This window comes from Pseudomonas sp. ATCC 43928 (assembly GCF_005938665.2).
Taxonomy (GTDB): Bacteria; Pseudomonadota; Gammaproteobacteria; order Pseudomonadales; family Pseudomonadaceae; genus Aquipseudomonas.
In genome coordinates, this window is the sequence record NZ_CP041753.1 from 1,314,073 (window position 1) to 1,329,551 (window position 15,479).

16 protein-coding genes are annotated in these 15,479 nt (G+C 59.3%); 11 read left to right on the forward strand and 5 right to left on the reverse strand.

Translation table 11 applies throughout. The features are described 5' to 3' along the window. Nucleotides 1-545: 545 nt before the first annotated feature. From FFH90_RS05880 to FFH90_RS05890, 3 genes are all read left to right on the forward strand, one after another. On the forward strand, nt 546-917 hold the full coding sequence (locus FFH90_RS05880) for a DUF6124 family protein (protein ID WP_111455305.1): 372 nt from the start codon (nt 546-548) through the stop codon (nt 915-917). 244 nt (nt 918-1,161) lie between these two features. Then, entirely contained in the window at nt 1,162-1,419 is a 258-nt protein-coding gene (locus FFH90_RS05885; protein WP_018930146.1) for a hypothetical protein, read from the forward strand. A gap of 139 nt (nt 1,420-1,558) precedes the next feature. Further along, nucleotides 1,559-2,701, forward strand: coding sequence for a transporter substrate-binding domain-containing protein (locus FFH90_RS05890; RefSeq protein WP_138867655.1), 1,143 nt, complete (start codon nt 1,559-1,561; stop codon nt 2,699-2,701). Between the two features lie 45 nt (nt 2,702-2,746). Here the strand turns inward: FFH90_RS05890 and FFH90_RS05895 are convergent, their stop codons facing one another. From FFH90_RS05895 to norR, 5 genes are all read right to left on the reverse strand, one after another. Next, nucleotides 2,747-3,496 carry a YkgJ family cysteine cluster protein gene (locus tag FFH90_RS05895; protein ID WP_138866841.1) on the reverse strand — a complete coding sequence of 250 codons (750 nt, stop codon included), beginning with the start codon at nt 3,494-3,496 and terminating at the stop codon, nt 2,747-2,749. An 83-nt stretch (nt 3,497-3,579) separates the two neighbouring features. Further along, nucleotides 3,580-3,906 carry a hypothetical protein gene (locus tag FFH90_RS05900; protein ID WP_111455307.1) on the reverse strand — a complete coding sequence of 109 codons (327 nt, stop codon included), beginning with the start codon at nt 3,904-3,906 and terminating at the stop codon, nt 3,580-3,582. A gap of 71 nt (nt 3,907-3,977) precedes the next feature. Beyond that, nucleotides 3,978-4,436, reverse strand: a complete 459-nt coding sequence (locus FFH90_RS05905) for a GNAT family N-acetyltransferase (RefSeq protein WP_111455318.1) — start codon at nt 4,434-4,436, stop codon at nt 3,978-3,980. 26 nt (nt 4,437-4,462) lie between these two features. After that, nucleotides 4,463-5,365, reverse strand: a complete 903-nt coding sequence (locus FFH90_RS05910; RefSeq protein WP_018930150.1) for a chemotaxis protein CheV — start codon at nt 5,363-5,365, stop codon at nt 4,463-4,465. Between the two features lie 286 nt (nt 5,366-5,651). Next, nucleotides 5,652-7,205, reverse strand: coding sequence for a nitric oxide reductase transcriptional regulator NorR (gene norR / locus FFH90_RS05915; RefSeq protein WP_111455308.1), 1,554 nt, complete (start codon nt 7,203-7,205; stop codon nt 5,652-5,654). 147 nt (nt 7,206-7,352) lie between these two features. Here norR and hmpA point away from each other — a divergent pair, with 147 nt between their 5' ends. From hmpA to cyoE, 8 genes are all read left to right on the forward strand, one after another. Next, a complete protein-coding gene (gene hmpA / locus FFH90_RS05920) occupies nt 7,353-8,534 on the forward strand; it encodes an NO-inducible flavohemoprotein (RefSeq protein ID WP_018930152.1) in 1,182 nt (393 codons plus the stop codon). A gap of 171 nt (nt 8,535-8,705) precedes the next feature. Continuing rightward, nucleotides 8,706-9,266 carry an ester cyclase gene (locus tag FFH90_RS05925; RefSeq protein ID WP_138866842.1) on the forward strand — a complete coding sequence of 187 codons (561 nt, stop codon included), beginning with the start codon at nt 8,706-8,708 and terminating at the stop codon, nt 9,264-9,266. 25 nt (nt 9,267-9,291) lie between these two features. Further along, nucleotides 9,292-9,801, forward strand: a complete 510-nt coding sequence (locus tag FFH90_RS05930) for a disulfide bond formation protein B (RefSeq protein WP_019582334.1) — start codon at nt 9,292-9,294, stop codon at nt 9,799-9,801. An 827-nt stretch (nt 9,802-10,628) separates the two neighbouring features. Continuing rightward, on the forward strand, nt 10,629-11,573 hold the full coding sequence (gene cyoA, locus FFH90_RS05940) for a ubiquinol oxidase subunit II (protein ID WP_026286728.1): 945 nt from the start codon (nt 10,629-10,631) through the stop codon (nt 11,571-11,573). 3 nt (nt 11,574-11,576) lie between these two features. Then, on the forward strand, nt 11,577-13,607 hold the full coding sequence (gene cyoB / locus FFH90_RS05945; protein ID WP_018930157.1) for a cytochrome o ubiquinol oxidase subunit I: 2,031 nt from the start codon (nt 11,577-11,579) through the stop codon (nt 13,605-13,607). 3 nt (nt 13,608-13,610) lie between these two features. Beyond that, entirely contained in the window at nt 13,611-14,237 is a 627-nt protein-coding gene (locus tag FFH90_RS05950) for a cytochrome o ubiquinol oxidase subunit III (protein WP_026286729.1), read from the forward strand. Beyond that, complete coding sequence (gene cyoD / locus FFH90_RS05955) at nt 14,238-14,567, forward strand: cytochrome o ubiquinol oxidase subunit IV (protein ID WP_007941629.1); 330 nt, start codon at nt 14,238-14,240, stop codon at nt 14,565-14,567. 11 nt (nt 14,568-14,578) lie between these two features. Next, nucleotides 14,579-15,466: a heme o synthase gene (cyoE, locus tag FFH90_RS05960; RefSeq protein WP_018930159.1), complete on the forward strand. Its 888-nt coding sequence runs from the start codon at nt 14,579-14,581 to the stop codon at nt 15,464-15,466. Nucleotides 15,467-15,479 lie beyond the last annotated feature (13 nt).

The window sequence follows — 15,479 nt, forward strand, 5'->3', positions numbered from 1 at the left end:
TAAGGCTCGGCGTTCCTTCGCTCCGGTATCCATCTGGGGGCATCGCCCTACGGTCTGCTTCGCTACGACCTACATGCGATGTGTTCGACTGCGTCGAACGGCGCTGTGCGCCAATCCCCAGATGAACACCTCCACTCAGCCTCCCGAAGGGGCGGGTGAATCAAGATCAAAAGCGGCAGGCGAGCTAACGCTCGGCCTGTAGTTTGGCGGGTGTACGCCGCTTCATCGTAGGAGCGAGGCTTGCCCGCGAAGGCGGCCTGACAGCCGACCCATCTCTTTCGTCTGTCCCTGAATGATCGTTCCCACTCTCCTGCGTGGGAACGCCTCCAGGGACGCTCCGCGTTCCGCTTTTGAATGTTTAATGGATGTGCCTGAACGCAGACCTTTCCCACGTATCTTTCAGGTTGTCCGTCGGAAGCGGGCTCTCTAGTCTTTGGCTGTCGCTGCACATTCAGCGACCGGGCGTGAGATCCCCGCAATAAGTAGGCGAAAGCCTCACGACCATAACGGTAAGTGATGGCTCCAATTGAGATTAGGAGCTACAGATGGATGACGGTAATTCTGATTCGAACTTCAATAAAACCAACCCTATCGCCGACACCCTGCGCGCCGAAGAATTACTCAAAGACCGCGAAGCCATAAAACGCGCGCTCGACTACTACCTCGATCCCCCAACGCCCTACACCGAAAAAAAACGCCGCCCCAGCACCATGTTCATCGTCGCCCCGAATATGGATACCGAAAGCCTCCTGGCCCACGCCTACGAATCGTTAGCCACGGCGAGTGTCCTGGCCAGCGATTTCGCCAACGACCTGACCGGCCCGCAGCGCTACATGGCGCTGGCGATTCAACAGAGCATCATGCTGGCGGAGCTGGCGGTGAACCGGGCGCTGGATAACGTCGATCCGCAGACGTAGGCAGGCGTTCAGTCAGATTGACCGCGTTATCGTTCTTCGCGGGCAGCCTCGCTCCTACAGAATTCGATGTGATCGACACATGACCTGTAGGAGCGAGGCTTGCCCGCGAAGGCGGCAGGTCCGTCAGCACAAAACCCGACGGACTCGCTCGCGGCTTGAAGCTTGCGGCCTCCGACACAGGTATACTGCCGCCTTTCGCGGCTCGCCTACCGGGCCCGACTCTTTAGCATCACCCGGAGCTTTCATGACTTCCCCGACACAACCGCCGGTTGCCGACGCTTTGCGCGACGACCAGGCAGACCTGCCCGACAGCGTCGACTCCAGCGCCGACAGCGAAACCAAAGCGGCGATCCCGGCGTTCAAGTTTCCGTTCAAGCCGGGCGAACTGGCCGCCGCGAAGAGCGCCAGCCAGCCTTGGTACAAGAATGGCGCCAAGAACGGCCACACCAAGACCCCGGGCGCAGCGCCTCCCGGCACTCGTCGTTCGATGGGCAAACGCTGACCGCCAGGCGTTTTTTGTCGGTAGCAGTTCCTTCTGTCATTGAGACAATTCCCACAAGGATGAGCGATTTGTCCTCTGGGAAGTCGGTGACCACTCATCAAAGATTCATGTCCCTGAATGCTTGATGACGGTCACCGAAATGCCTTTGGTAAAAATCTTCTCCCTGTTGTCGCTGGTGGTCCTGACCGCCGGCTGTGTTTCGTCTGCGGCTAATCCACAGATCCGTTTCGGGGTCGAGGCCCTGGTTCCCCCCTTCGAGAGTCGCAACGACAAAGGTGAGCTGGTCGGATTGAACATCGAACTGGGTAATGCGCTATGTGCCGAACTCAAAAAACGCTGTGTCTGGGTTGATCAGGATTACGCCACCAATATCCCGGCCCTGGAGGCCAACCATTTCGATGTGATCATGCCCATGACGGCAACGCCGGCGCGTCGAGAACGGCTCGACTTCACCGATAATCTTTATCCCTTGAACAGCCGTCTGGTGGCGCGTACAGGGGCGAATCTGCAGCCGGATGCGCAATCGCTCAAAGGCAAGCGTGTCGGCGTTCTGACAGGTACCAGCCGTGAGGCGTTCGCCAAGTCCCGTTGGGCTCCGGCGGGAGTGACGGTGCGCAGTTTTCATTTCAACAGTCAACTGATAGCCAGCCTGCTGGCGGGTGAGATCGACGCGACCCTGCAAGACTCGATTGAAATCACCCAGGCGTTTTTAAGTCAGCCTCAGGGGCAAGGATTTGATTTTGCCGGGCCTGCGCTCAAGGACCCCATGCTGGGCAGTGGCGTGGCGATGGCTGTGCGAAAATCCGACACCGCCTTGCGCGATGAGCTGAATGCGGCCCTTGAGCGTCTCAAGCAGAATGGCCAGTACCAGGCGATTACCGGGCGCTACCTACCGCCCGCCGTGCCAGATTCGCCACGCTACTTCCCTGCTGAAGGAGGCTTGCCATTCTCCGAAGCGGTGCAAGCCGGCACCACCCTCTATCTGTCCGGCGTGCTCGGGACGGGCTCCGATGGCGAGTTGGTCAAGGGCGGGATTGTCCCGCAGATGACCCAGACCATGGAAAATCTGCAAGCCGCATTACACCGCAGTGGTTCGACGTTGTCTCAGCTGGTCAAATGCACGGTCATCCTTGCAGACATCAATGATTTTGCTGCGATGAATACGGTGTATAGCCGCTATTTTCCGGCGGACCGTTTGCCTGCTCGCACGACATTCGCTGGCCAAAAGCTGGTGCTGGATGCGCGCGTGGAGGTCGAATTCCTGGCGGTTGCTGCTCGCTAAAGTAAAAGAACCGCTGCGCACGGATGCTGCGCAGCGGTTTGGCGTTTACGCTGCCCGCAACGAAATAAACGCATAGTTCAGCGGCGCTTCAGTCACCACCTGCGCCCCGGCCGCCAGCACTTGCCCGGCGATATCATCGCCAGACACATGAAACAGCCATTCTCCGCCCGACCCGGCCTGCGATTGCTGCGCCAGCTGATCAATCACCATGGCAAACGCGGTCATGTCCGGCAGATAAGCGGTAAACCCATCGCCCTTCAGCGCTGTCGTTCGAATCCCCAATAGCGCGCAAATCGCATCCTTGGCCTGAATCTCGTCGCGATCCGCCTGGCGGGAGCGCTGGATCAATCCCGCCAGTTCCTGATCGACCAGTTCACCGCCAACAATCAGATCCGGGCCTTTTTCCCATGACTCGGGCGGGCAATCCTTTGCTGCCGGGTTGAGCGGGATGTGTGGGTTGATTTCCATCGGATAGATGCGGCACACCAGCGGGCGGCGTTCGTAGATGCGGCAGAGGTTGTCTTCGTCAAGATTCCGGCAGGGGCCGACGTTGTAGGCGGCAAAGGTGATCGCCACATGCGCTTCGCAAGTGCCACTGCGAACCAGCGCCGAACGGCGTTCGGCGTGTTCGCGTTGTTGTGTTGGCAGGCCCAGGCCGTTGGCGAGAAAGGCTTCCACCAGCACGATCACCTGGCCGCCATCGGCCGCCCACATGCGGGCTTCGGCCAGTGTCAGGGGAACATGGTGGTCGGTGCAGCATTTGCCACAACCGACGCAGGAAAACGGTGTATTCATTGAACGGCCAGTGACCTGTGAGGGCATGAAACGGCGACAGAAAGCCACCGCAAAGGCCAGTGCCGAAGCAAGTTATGCGCCAGTCACTGCGCTTTTGCCGTTGGACGGATGGAGTCCCATTCGGTGACGTAGGCGGTTTTGATTTTCTTGTTGTAGAGGCACAGCTCGGTGCCTTGCTGGCCTTTCATGTGTTTTTGCGGGTACTGGCCTTGCAGCAGGAGTGCGGTATAACCGACCCGGTCATCGAACTGCGCGGCGTTGCCGACGGGTTGGGGGTTTTTCAGGCCGCTGGCCTTGGTGCAACTGGCGAGCACGGCTCTGTCGAAGGCGGCCCAGGCATCGGGGCTGGAGGCGTGGGCATGGGCGGCGAGGGTGGTGAGACAGAGGAAGGTCAGGGTGGTGGCTTTCATGATCAGGCATCCTTGGCGTGTAGTGGTCAAGGTCGGAGTATGCCTGATGGCTTGCTCGCGAAAGCGGTCTGTCAGACAGGCACAGGCTCCCGGCGGACCACATACATCCCGGCACTTTCATACAAACCCCGCGCCCGAAGGTTGTCTTCCCGCACCTTCAAATCCACAAAACCTTCGCGGCGCTGCGCAAACACCTTGAAAGCATGGAGCAGCAGCGCACGGCCAAGTCCGAGGCCTCGAGCGCGCGGGTGCACCACCAAGTCCTTGATGTAGGCACTGGTCCAGCACTGGGCGACGCCGACGATGCCTTTGGCATCCAGAGCGATGAAGCACAGGGTAGGATCGTATTCAGGATCGGTTTCGAAACGCTGTTGCCAGACTTCCAGCGCCGGCACGCGACCGCCGCCTTCCCGATAACCCAGTTCCATCAAGTGATGAACGGCTTCGGCGAGTTCGGGACGGTACTCGGTCAACTCAATGTCGTTTGGCCAAGTGAAAGGCGGCACACCCTCGGCGAGGTTGCGCCGCATCAGAAAACAAAAGTCCTCGGCCACACTCAGTGACCTTGTTCGGCGACGACCCTGGCCGCCTCGATCAGGCACTTGGTCAGTTCTGGCGAGGAGAACTTGGTCAGCACCCCGTTGGCCCCGGCCAGTCGAGCCTTCTCGCTGTTCATCGCGCTGTCCAGCGAGGTGTGCAGCAACACGTAGAGGTGCGAGAAGTCCGGGGTTTCGCGCAAGGTGCGGGTGAAGGCATAGCCATCCATCTCCGACATTTCGATGTCCGAGACGATCAGGTTGATCTGCTGGGCGGTGCCTTGCAGGTCCAGCAGGCAGTCGATGGCTTCCTTGGCGCTGCGGGCGGTGTGGCATTGCAGGCCGAGGTTGCGCAGGGTGTGCACCGATTGTTGCAGTGCGACCTGGCTGTCATCGACCACCAGAATTCGCGCATTGCCCAGTACTTCAGCCTCTTCCATGCTCAGTTCGGTCGGGGCCATTTCGATCTGCGCCGGCGCAATGCCGTGGATGACCTTTTCGATGTCCAGCACCTGCACCAGCGTACCGTCGACCGACGTCACGCCGGTGATGTACGAGCGCACGCCGCCAGAGCCGAAGGGGGGTGGACGGATGTCGGTGGTCAGGCAGTGGACGATCTTGCTCACCGCCTGAACGTGCAGGCCCTGCTTGGAGCGGCTGACGTCGGTGACGATCAGACAGCCACCGTTCGGGTCTTCCAGCGGTCGTTCGCCGATGGCGCGGCTCAGGTCGATCACCGACAACGACGCGCCGCGCAGGGTGGCGATGCCTTTGACGTGGGGGTGCGACTCCGGCAGCTTGGTCAGCGGCGGGCAGGGGATGATTTCGCTGACTTTCAGCAGGTTGATCGCCATCAGCTTGCCGCTGCGCAAGGTAAACAGCAGAAGCGAAAGTGAATCTGCGCGGGCTTTGTTGGAAGACATAAAAACCTTCTGTGGAAAAGGTGAGGCGATTATGAGCATCGCCAACAGCTATCGATGCCGGGTTATCGACTTGTTGGGGGCTGGCTTTAGGGGAAATGCCCATTGCCAGCCAAACGGTGACCCTGTGGGAGGGAGCTTACCTGTGGCGAGGGGGCTTGCCCCCGTTGGAGCGCGAAGCGGTCCCTGATTTTTCCAGATAGAACTCCATCGCTGAATTCACGACCGCTTCGCGGCCGAACGGGAGCAAGCTCCCTCGCCACAAGGGTATTACTTCATTCTGGTGAAACTATTTCATGCCCAACCGCTTGGCCATTCGCCCCAGGTTCGCCCGATCCAGGCCCAACTCCCGCGCCGCGCTGGCCCAGTTGTGATGGTGTCGTTCCAGGCAAGCGCTGATCAGTTGGCGCTGATAGTGCTCGGTGGCTTCACGCAAATCCCCTGGAATCAACTCAGCTACCGGCGCAGCGACCACGGGTTCAGCTGCCTGTTCTACGCCGCTATTGGGCAAATCCAGATCCGCCGCGCTCAAGCTGAGAATCTTCGGCCGTTGCGTGCAATTACCCAGCGCCTTCAACGCGCTGCGGCCAATCAAGTGCTCCAGTTCCCGCACGTTCCCCGGCCAACCATACCCCAACAACGCCGCTTGGGCATCGCTGGTCAGGCGCAGGCTGTTGAGGCCCATGCGTGAGCGGTTTTGCTCCAGGAAGTAGCCGCTGAGCAGCAGCACATCCCGACCGCGATCCCGCAATGCGGGCACCAGCAGCGGGTAAACACTCAGGCGATGATAGAAGTCGGCGCGGTAGCGGCCGCTGCGTACTTCCTCGGCCAGGTCGCGGTTGGTCGCTGCGATCAGTCGCACGTCGACCTGATGCTCCTTGTCCGACCCCAGCCGCTGCAATTGCCCGCTCTGCAGCACCCTGAGCAATTTGGCCTGCACCGCCAGCGACAGTTCGCCCACTTCATCGAGGAACAACGTGCCGCCATTGGCCAGTTCGAACTTGCCGCGACGATCATTCATCGCGCCGGTGAAGGCGCCACGCACGTGGCCGAACAGTTCGCTCTCCACCAGGGTGTCCGGCAGGGCGGCGCAGTTGAGGCTGATGATAGGTTTGTCGGCCCGGGGCGACGCGGCGTGGATGGCTTGGGCCACCAGCTCTTTACCGACCCCGGTTTCCCCGGTGATCAACACAGTGAGATCGCTGCCTCCCACCAGATTGATCTCTTCCATCAGGCGCTTGTAAGTCTTGCTCTGGCCGATCATTTCACGGTTCTGCTGGCCGCTGGCCTGGCGGTAAACCTCGGCGCGCTGATGTTCGTCTTCGGCGCGATTGGCCAGCCGTTCGATGCGCTCGGCGGCGTTTACGGTGGCGGCGGCGAGGCTGGCGAAGGCTTGCAGGGCATCCAGTTCGATCGGCTCGAAGCGCTCAGGGTCGAGGGCGTCGAGGGTCAGCAGGCCCCACGGGCGCTCGTCGATAAACAGCGGGCAGCCCATGCAGTCGTGGACTTCCAAATGCTCGTGCAGGCCATCGACCAGGCCGTCATAAGGATCGGGCAAGTCGCTGTCGGCGGCGAAGCGGGTCGGGCCGGGGCTGCTGAGCAGCGCTTCGAAGCGCGGGTGTTCGCTGACCTTGAAGCGGCGGCCGAGGGTGTCGGTGCTCAACCCGTCCACAGCCAGCGGCACCAGCCATTCGCCGTCGAGTCGCAGCAGGGCGGCGGCATCGCAAGGGAGCAGGGCGCGCATGGCTTCGAGCAGGCGCCGATAGCGCTCGCCTTCGGGCAGCTCGCGGGACAGGTCGGAGACCAGGGGCAGCAGGGTCGTGAGCAGTAATTTTGCAGTCATAATGACTCCGTGTAGTCGCTATGACTATAAATGGATGAGTGTCGATATGACTACTTTGTTTTTAACTGTTTGATTTTTAAGGTTTTAATTGTTGGCATGGAAACTGATAAGCAAAGGGTATTCATATAAAGCCCAGGAGTTGCTCTTATGCTTAGCGTTCAAGACCGTGCCATCGTCAAGTCCACCGTACCGCTGCTGGAAAGCGGTGGCGAGGCATTGATCACTCACTTCTACCGCATGATGCTCTCCGAATACCCGGAAGTCCGCCCGCTGTTCAACCAGGCCCACCAGGCCAGCGGCGATCAGCCTCGCGCCTTGGCCAACGGTGTATTGATGTACGCGCGGCACATCGACCAGCTCGATCAGTTGGGCGACCTGGTGGCCAAGATCATCAACAAGCACGTGGCCCTGCAAATCCTCCCGGAACATTACCCGATCGTGGGCAGCTGCCTGTTGCGAGCCATCTCTGAAGTACTGGGCGACGAAATTGCCACGCCTGAAGTGATGAGCGCCTGGGGCGCGGCCTACAACCAACTGGCCGAAATCCTGATCGGTGCCGAAGCCAGTATCTACGACCAGAAAGCCCAGGCACCGGGCGGCTGGCGCGGCGCGCGGGAATTCATCGTGGCGGCCAAGGTCGAGGAAAGCTCGGAAATCACTTCGTTCTACTTCGAACCGGCGGATAAAGGGCCGATTCTCGCGGCCGAGCCCGGCCAGTACATCGGCATGAAACTGATCCTCGACGGCGAAGAAATCCGGCGTAATTATTCGCTGTCGGCGCTGGCCAACAAGGGCCAGTACCGCATCAGCGTCAAGCGCGAAACCGGTGGCCGCGCCTCCAACCATTTGCACGATCAACTGCACGTCGGCGCGAGCATCATGCTGTTCCCGCCAGCGGGCGACTTCACCCTGACCGCTAGCGACAAACCGTTGGTGCTGATCAGTGGCGGTGTCGGCATCACCCCGACGCTGGCAATGCTCGAAGCGGCGCTGGCGACCGAGCGGCCGGTGCATTTTATTCACTGTGCGCGCAACGGCAGCGTGCATGCCTTCCGCGACTGGATCGACGGGCTGGCCGAGCGTCATCCGCAGCTCAAGCGTTTCTATTGCTACGCCGAAGACGATGGCGTCAGCCCGGCGGCGGACAAGGTTGGCCTGCTGAGCCAGGAGCAACTCGGCGAGTGGTTGCCGCAGCAACGCGATGTGGATGCTTACTTCCTGGGGCCTAAAGGCTTCATGGCGGCGATCAAGCGTCACCTCAAGGCCTTGGGTGTGCCGGAGAAGCAAAGCCGTTACGAGTTCTTCGGGCCGGCTGCGGCGTTGGAGTAAGCAGTGCGGCGACTCGGTCGGGGGACCGAGTCGCTTTCTTCGCGGGCAAGCTTCACCTCGGTCCCGATTCGTAAAAAACGCTTAAAGGTTAATCCGTTCTTAACCGGTTTATCGTTTATTCCCCGATGCTGATGATAGGCGCTCGTTCGTTTACATGATCAGGATCGCCCCATGACTCACATCACTATCTCCCGCCGTTTAACCCTGGTCGGCTTCAGCCTGACCGCTGCGCTGCTGGCGAGTCCGTTTGCCTCTGCCGAACCGACCTTGCTCCAGCCCAAGAGCCTGATTGTCGATCAGAGCCTGCCCAAGGCGCAGCGCGATTCCATGGAATTGGCCGCCCGGCGTTATGGCAGCTTCTGGAACACCGGGGAGGAGGGGTTGGCCAAGGCTGCGTTGTCAGAGCAGTTCGTCGACAAGACCCCGCCAGAAGGCCGGGTTCAGGGGCCGACCGGGCCGCTGCTGGCGTCGAAGTTCTTTCGCACGGCGGTGCCGGACCTGAGCTGCGAGATCGAACAAATGATCATTGCCGGTGATCGGGTGGTGGTGCATTTGCACTTTCGCGGGCACTTCACCGGCCCGTTCAAGGCTCTCAAAGGTCAGGGCCAGCGTGTAGACTTCCGGGCAACCGATATCTATCAGATCGACAACGGTCGCATCGCGGCCAATTGGCATATCGAAGACAACATCAGCCTGATGCAGCAGCTGCAAGCGCAGCCGCCGGCGAGCTGACCCACGGACACAGAAGGGAAACGCGATGAGCGAGGAAACAATGCGGTTGGGACGTGAACGGCGCTATCTGGTGTTGCTGGGCATCATCTGCCTGGCGCTGATCGGTGGCGCGCTGTACATGCAAGTGGTGCTGGGCGAGGCGCCGTGCCCGCTGTGCATCTTGCAGCGCTACGCATTGTTGCTGATCGCGCTCTTCGCGTTTATCGGCGCGGCGATGCGCACCCGCCGCAGCATCACGCTGTTCGAGGCGTTGGTGGTGATCAGCGCCATCGCAGGCGTCGGGGTGGCCGGGCATCACGTCTATACCCAGCTGTACCCGGAAGTCAGCTGCGGCATCGATGTGCTGCAACCGATCGTCGACGGCCTGCCGCTGGCGAAGATCTTCCCGCTGGGCTTCCAGGTCGACGGTTTCTGCTCCACGCCGTACCCGCCGATCCTTGGTTTGTCCCTGGCACAGTGGGCGCTGACGGCGTTCGTGCTGGTCGTGGTGCTGGTGCCGCTGCTCACTTGGCGTAACCGCAAAGCCCTGCGCTGAGACCGTCCGCCACACCGTTGCAGGAAACAAAAAACGCCCCGGTCCTCGATCAGAGGCCGGGGCGTTTTGCATGTTCAAAGCTCAAATGAAAAGACCTTGATGCGCGACAATTATGGATGCGGCATGTGTGCGACATGTTGTCACAGCTCGAGTGTCGCAAGTCATTTCAAGACATGGAATCGGGACACCTCAAGGTACCCAAAACAGGCCCCGCAAGCCACTGCCGCTTTCAGTGCCAATCAGCCGAAACAGGCAGTTTTAACAGGGGCTGGCGAATGGCCAAAGCCCTTGTCACATAGGGGGTAGAGCAGGGTCTGAGGCGAGCGCAGAGCCCAGGAAGCTGTCTGAACTTCGCGCGGTACACCTACATTTTTTGGTGTTTTTGTTGAGAATTAATTTCGATACCATGGCCCACTTTTGCAAAAACCGTGAATGATTGTTGCTGGAACGGATAAAAATTATTTCGGGATGAGACATGGTTTATGAATCGCTACATATCTACAATCGCCCGCACTGAATTCCCGGCACTGCTCATCCTGACTCAGGCTTATGAGTAGAACAGGGCGTCGAGAAGCCTGATGGCTTCATGCGACCCCCCATTGTCGGTGCCTTCCGACGATCCGCACCAAATGGAATTGGTCTGTAACAAGGCCCTTGACCACGAATTCGAATAAGAACACACCGCAGGCCCAGCAATTGTCGAACCGCGTCTGACGCGCGACGGGCAGGCCCTTATTCAATCCAAGAAAAATGCCAACCCTTGGCAGGGTGAAGTGTTGGCGATCAAAACCCAACTGCATTGCGCAAGCTGCTTTAGAGGTCGTGAGATGAGTAAAAACAGGTACCCCAGACTACTAGGCTTATTGCCGCTGCTCGGCACGTTGTTGCTGGGAGGCTGCAACATGACCTTGCTCGATCCCAAGGGCCAGGTCGGCCTGGATGAGCGAAACCTGATCATCACCGCAACGCTGCTGATGCTGTTGGTCGTCGTGCCGGTCATCGTCATGACGTTCCTGTTCGCCTGGAAATACCGCGCTTCCAACCAGGACGCCGTCTACACGCCAAAATGGTCCCACTCCACCAAGATCGAAATCGCGGTGTGGACTATTCCGGTACTGATCATCATTGCCCTGGGTTACGTCACCTACAAGTCGACCCACGCGCTGGACCCTTACAAGCCGCTGGAATCCGACGTCAAGCCGGTCACCATTGAAGTGGTCGCGCTGGACTGGAAGTGGCTGTTCATCTATCCGGAACAAGGCATCGCCACGGTCAACAAGATCGTGTTCCCGGCGCACACCCCGATCAACTTCAAGATCACTTCCGACGCCGTGATGAACTCGTTCTTCATCCCTGCTCTGGGCGGTCAGATCTACGCGATGGCGGGCATGCAGACCAAACTGCACCTGATCGCCAACCAGAACGCTGAAATGGACGGTATCTCCGCCAACTACAGCGGCGCGGGTTTCACCGGCATGAAATTCAAAGCTATCGCCACTTCTCAGGAAGATTTCGACGCCTGGGTAAGCGAAGTCAAAAAGGCACCTAAACAGCTTGAACAAGCTGAATACGCAGCCCTGTCCAAACAAAGCCAGAACAACCCAGTCGAGCTTTACTCCTCGGTCACGCCGAACCTGTTCCAGATCATCGTCGACAAGTACGAAGGCATGAAACCGGGCAAGCCAGTGCACCACGAGAAGAAAGAGCACGAAGTGGCCGCCATGGAAGGAATGGACATGAGTTCGCATTCAGCTGCCGGGGCAGAGGAGTAAACGATGTTTGGTAAATTAAGTTGGGAAGCGGTCCCGTTCCACGAACCGATCGTAATGGTGACCATCGCCATGATCGCGCTCGGTGGTCTGGCACTGTTCGCTGCAATCACCTACTTCAAGAAGTGGACCTATTTGTGGACCGAGTGGTTGACCTCGGTCGACCACAAGAAAATCGGCGTGATGTACATCGTCGTCGCCATGGTCATGCTGCTGCGTGGCTTTGCCGACGCCATCATGATGCGTACCCAGTTGGCCATGGCCACCGAGGGTTCGCCTGGCTACCTGCCACCTGAGCACTATGACCAGATCTTCACCGCCCACGGTGTGATCATGATCATTTTCATGGCGATGCCATTCTTCACCGGCCTGATGAACCTTGCAGTGCCGTTGCAGATCGGCGCGCGTGACGTTGCCTTCCCGTTCCTGAACTCCCTGAGCTTCTGGCTGCTGGTTTCCGGCGTGGTGCTGATCAACCTGTCCCTGGGCGTTGGCGAATTCGCCAAGACTGGTTGGGTTGCCTATCCGCCGCTGTCGGGTCTGCAATACAGCCCGGGCGTGGGGATGGATTACTACATCTGGGCGCTGCAGCTATCCGGGCTAGGTACGACGCTGACGGGGGTCAACTTCCTGGCCACCGTGCTGAAAATGCGTACCCCTGGCATGAAGCTGATGGACATGCCGATCTTCACCTGGACCTGCACCTGGGCCAACGTCCTGATCGTGGCTTCGTTCCCGATCCTGACCGCTACCCTGGCTTTGCTGACGCTTGACCGTTACATGGATTTCCACATTTTCACCAATGAACTTGGTGGTAATCCGATGATGTACGTCAACCTGTTCTGGGCTTGGGGTCACCCTGAGGTTTACATCCTGATCCTGCCGGCGTTCGGTATCTTCTCCGAAGTCATCTCGACCTTCACCGGCAAGAAGCTGTTCGGCCACCATTCGATGATCTACGCTTCGGGCGCGATCTCGATCCTGGGCTTCATGGTTTGGCTGCACCACTTCTTCACCATGGGTTCGGGTGCCAGCGTCAACGCCTTCTTCGGTCTGGCGACGATGCTGATTTCCATCCCGACGGGTGTGAAGCTGTTCAACTGGCTGTTCACCATCTACCAGGGCCGTCTGCGCTTCACCAGCCAGGTGATGTGGACCCTGGGCTTCATGGTGACCTTCGCCATCGGCGGCATGACCGGCGTACTGCTGGCCATCCCGGGTGCTGACTTCGTACTGCACAACAGCCTGTTCGTGATCGCGCACTTCCACAACGTGATCATCGGCGGCGCGGTATTCGGTTACATCGCAGGCTTCGCCTTCTACTTCCCGAAAGCGTTCGGCTTCAAGCTGCACGAAGGCTGGGGCAAGGCAGCATTCTGGTTCTGGATCTCCGGCTTCTTCGTCGCGTTCATGCCGCTCTATGTACTGGGCTTCATGGGTATGACCCGTCGTCTGAACGCCACCACCAACCCTGAGTGGGTGCCGTACCTGTACGTTGCCATGTTCGGTGCGGTGATGATCGCTGCGGGTATCGCCTGCCAGCTGATCCAGCTGTACGTGAGTATCCGTGACCGCAAGCTGCCGCAGAACATGTGCGAGCACGGCGACCCATGGAATGCCCACACCCTGGAATGGTCGACCTCCTCGCCACCTCCGTTCTACAACTTCGCCGTGCTGCCAAAAGCCGACGTTGTCGACCCGTTCACCGAAGCCAAGGAAAACGGCACCGCGTACAAGGCTCCGACCAAGTACGAGCCGATCCACATGCCAAACAACACCGCGACCGGTGTGGTCATGGGCGCACTGTTGACCGTATTCGGTTTCGCGATGATCTGGCACATCTGGTGGCTGGCAATCGCCAGCCTGGCAGGCACCGTGATCTACTTCGCGATCCACGCGGCCCGTGATGATCAAGGCTACTACGTGCCGGTCGACGTGATCGAGCGCATCGAAGCCGAGCAGCACAAGCGTCTGGTAGCAGCCGGGAAAGTCCCAGCCACCACCACCCGTGTTGAAACCTCGTTGGAACAGGCTTAAACCATGTCGAACTTAGTGACCAATGCTGGACACACCCATGTCGATGGACATGGGCATGATGACCATCACCACGACTCGGGCGAGATGACCGTATTCGGTTTCTGGCTCTACCTGATGACCGACTGCATTCTGTTTGCGTCGATCTTCGCAGCGTACGCGGTACTGGTTAACAACGTAGCGGGTGGCCCGTCGGGCCACGACATCTTCGAACTGCCATACGTACTGGGCGAAACCGCTCTGCTGCTGTTCAGTTCGATCACCTACGGCTTCGCCATGCTGGCGTTCTTCCGTGGCAACAAGAAGCAGGTCCTGGGCTGGCTGGCCCTGACCTTCCTGTTCGGTGCCGGCTTCATCGGCATGGAGATCAACGAGTTCCACATGCTGATCTCCGAGGGCTACGGCCCTAACCGTTCGGGCTTCCTGTCCGGGTTCTTCACCCTGGTCGGCACCCACGGTCTGCACGTGACCAGCGGTCTGATCTGGATGGCGATCATGATGTACCAGGTGCAGAAAAACGGCCTGACGGCGACCAACAAGACCCGTCTGAGCTGCCTGAGCCTGTTCTGGCACTTCCTGGACGTGGTGTGGATCTGCGTATTCACCGTTGTTTATCTGATGGGGACTATGTAAATGGCTAACGCGCACTCTCATGACGACGCCGGTCACGGCAGCGTCAAGTCCTACGTCATTGGCTTCGTCCTGTCGGTGATCCTGACCCTGATCCCGTTCGGTCTGGTGATGTACCCGTCGCTGCCGAAGTCACTGACTCTGTGGATCGTACTGGCTTTCGCCGTTATCCAGGTGCTGGTGCACCTGGTGTACTTCCTCCACCTGGACCGTTCCGCCGCGCAGCGTAACAACGTGATTGCGTTTGTTTTCGCCGCGATCGTGATTGTCCTGCTGGTTGGCCTGTCGCTGTGGATCATGTTCAGCATCCACACCAACATGATGGCGAAGTGAGGTAAGTCCGGATGTCCTTTAAGCACTTTATCCAAATCACCAAACCGGGGATCATTTTCGGTAACGTGCTTTCTGTGGCAGGCGGATTTTTCCTGGCCTCCAAAGGGCATGTCGATCTGGCCATTTTCCTGGCCGCGATGATCGGCACGTCCCTGGTCGTGGCTTCCGGTTGCGTGTTCAACAACTGCATCGACCGCGACATCGACCTGAAGATGGAACGCACCAAGAACCGGGTGCTGGTCCAGGGCTTGATCTCCCTGAAACTGGCCCTGGCTTATGCGACCGTCCTGGGTGTCGCCGGCGTTGCGTTGTTGTACAAGGTGGCCAACCCGTTGGCCGCGTTGTTCGCGGTGATCGGTTTTGTCATCTACGTCGGCTTCTACAGCCTGTACCTCAAGCGCAAGTCGGTTCACGGCACGCTGGTGGGCAGTCTGTCGGGGGCGATGCCGCCGGTGATCGGTTACGTCGCAGTCAGCAATAACTTCGACATGGCCGCACTGACGTTGCTGGTGATGTTCAGCCTGTGGCAGATGCCGCATTCCTACGCCATCGCAATCTTCCGCTTCAACGATTACCTGGCCGCATCGATTCCGGTGCTGCCAGTGAAGCGCGGCATTGAAGTGGCCAAGAAACACATCCTGCTCTACATCCTGGCCTTCCTCGTGGCGACCTTGATGCTGACCTTCAGCGGCTACGCCGGCATGAGCTACCTCGCCGTCGCCGCGGCCATGGGCATGTACTGGCTGTACATGGCCTGGACCGGCTACAAGGCAGTGGATGACACGGTCTGGGCACGCAAGCTGTTCGTGTTCTCGATCTTCACCATTACTGCGTTGAGCGTGATGATGTCGCTGGACTTCAAAGTGCCGGGCGAGCTGTTGCTGACGTACGCGCCTTAAGCGTCGGATGCTG

Excerpts from the sequence above, each read along its gene's own strand:
- FFH90_RS05880 (WP_111455305.1), top strand. The coding sequence starts at position 546 with ATGGATGACGGTAATTCTGATTCGAACTTCAATAAAACCAACCCTATC.
- FFH90_RS05885 (WP_018930146.1), top strand. The coding sequence starts at position 1,162 with ATGACTTCCCCGACACAACCGCCGGTTGCCGACGCTTTGCGCGACGAC.
- FFH90_RS05890 (WP_138867655.1), top strand. The coding sequence starts at position 1,559 with ATGCCTTTGGTAAAAATCTTCTCCCTGTTGTCGCTGGTGGTCCTGACC.
- FFH90_RS05895 (WP_138866841.1), bottom strand. The coding sequence starts at position 3,496 with ATGAATACACCGTTTTCCTGCGTCGGTTGTGGCAAATGCTGCACCGAC.
- FFH90_RS05900 (WP_111455307.1), bottom strand. The coding sequence starts at position 3,906 with ATGAAAGCCACCACCCTGACCTTCCTCTGTCTCACCACCCTCGCCGCC.
- FFH90_RS05905 (WP_111455318.1), bottom strand. The coding sequence starts at position 4,436 with ATGCGGCGCAACCTCGCCGAGGGTGTGCCGCCTTTCACTTGGCCAAAC.
- FFH90_RS05910 (WP_018930150.1), bottom strand. The coding sequence starts at position 5,365 with ATGTCTTCCAACAAAGCCCGCGCAGATTCACTTTCGCTTCTGCTGTTT.
- norR (WP_111455308.1), bottom strand. The coding sequence starts at position 7,205 with ATGACTGCAAAATTACTGCTCACGACCCTGCTGCCCCTGGTCTCCGAC.
- hmpA (WP_018930152.1), top strand. The coding sequence starts at position 7,353 with ATGCTTAGCGTTCAAGACCGTGCCATCGTCAAGTCCACCGTACCGCTG.
- FFH90_RS05925 (WP_138866842.1), top strand. The coding sequence starts at position 8,706 with ATGACTCACATCACTATCTCCCGCCGTTTAACCCTGGTCGGCTTCAGC.
- FFH90_RS05930 (WP_019582334.1), top strand. The coding sequence starts at position 9,292 with ATGAGCGAGGAAACAATGCGGTTGGGACGTGAACGGCGCTATCTGGTG.
- cyoA (WP_026286728.1), top strand. The coding sequence starts at position 10,629 with ATGAGTAAAAACAGGTACCCCAGACTACTAGGCTTATTGCCGCTGCTC.
- cyoB (WP_018930157.1), top strand. The coding sequence starts at position 11,577 with ATGTTTGGTAAATTAAGTTGGGAAGCGGTCCCGTTCCACGAACCGATC.
- FFH90_RS05950 (WP_026286729.1), top strand. The coding sequence starts at position 13,611 with ATGTCGAACTTAGTGACCAATGCTGGACACACCCATGTCGATGGACAT.
- cyoD (WP_007941629.1), top strand. The coding sequence starts at position 14,238 with ATGGCTAACGCGCACTCTCATGACGACGCCGGTCACGGCAGCGTCAAG.
- cyoE (WP_018930159.1), top strand. The coding sequence starts at position 14,579 with ATGTCCTTTAAGCACTTTATCCAAATCACCAAACCGGGGATCATTTTC.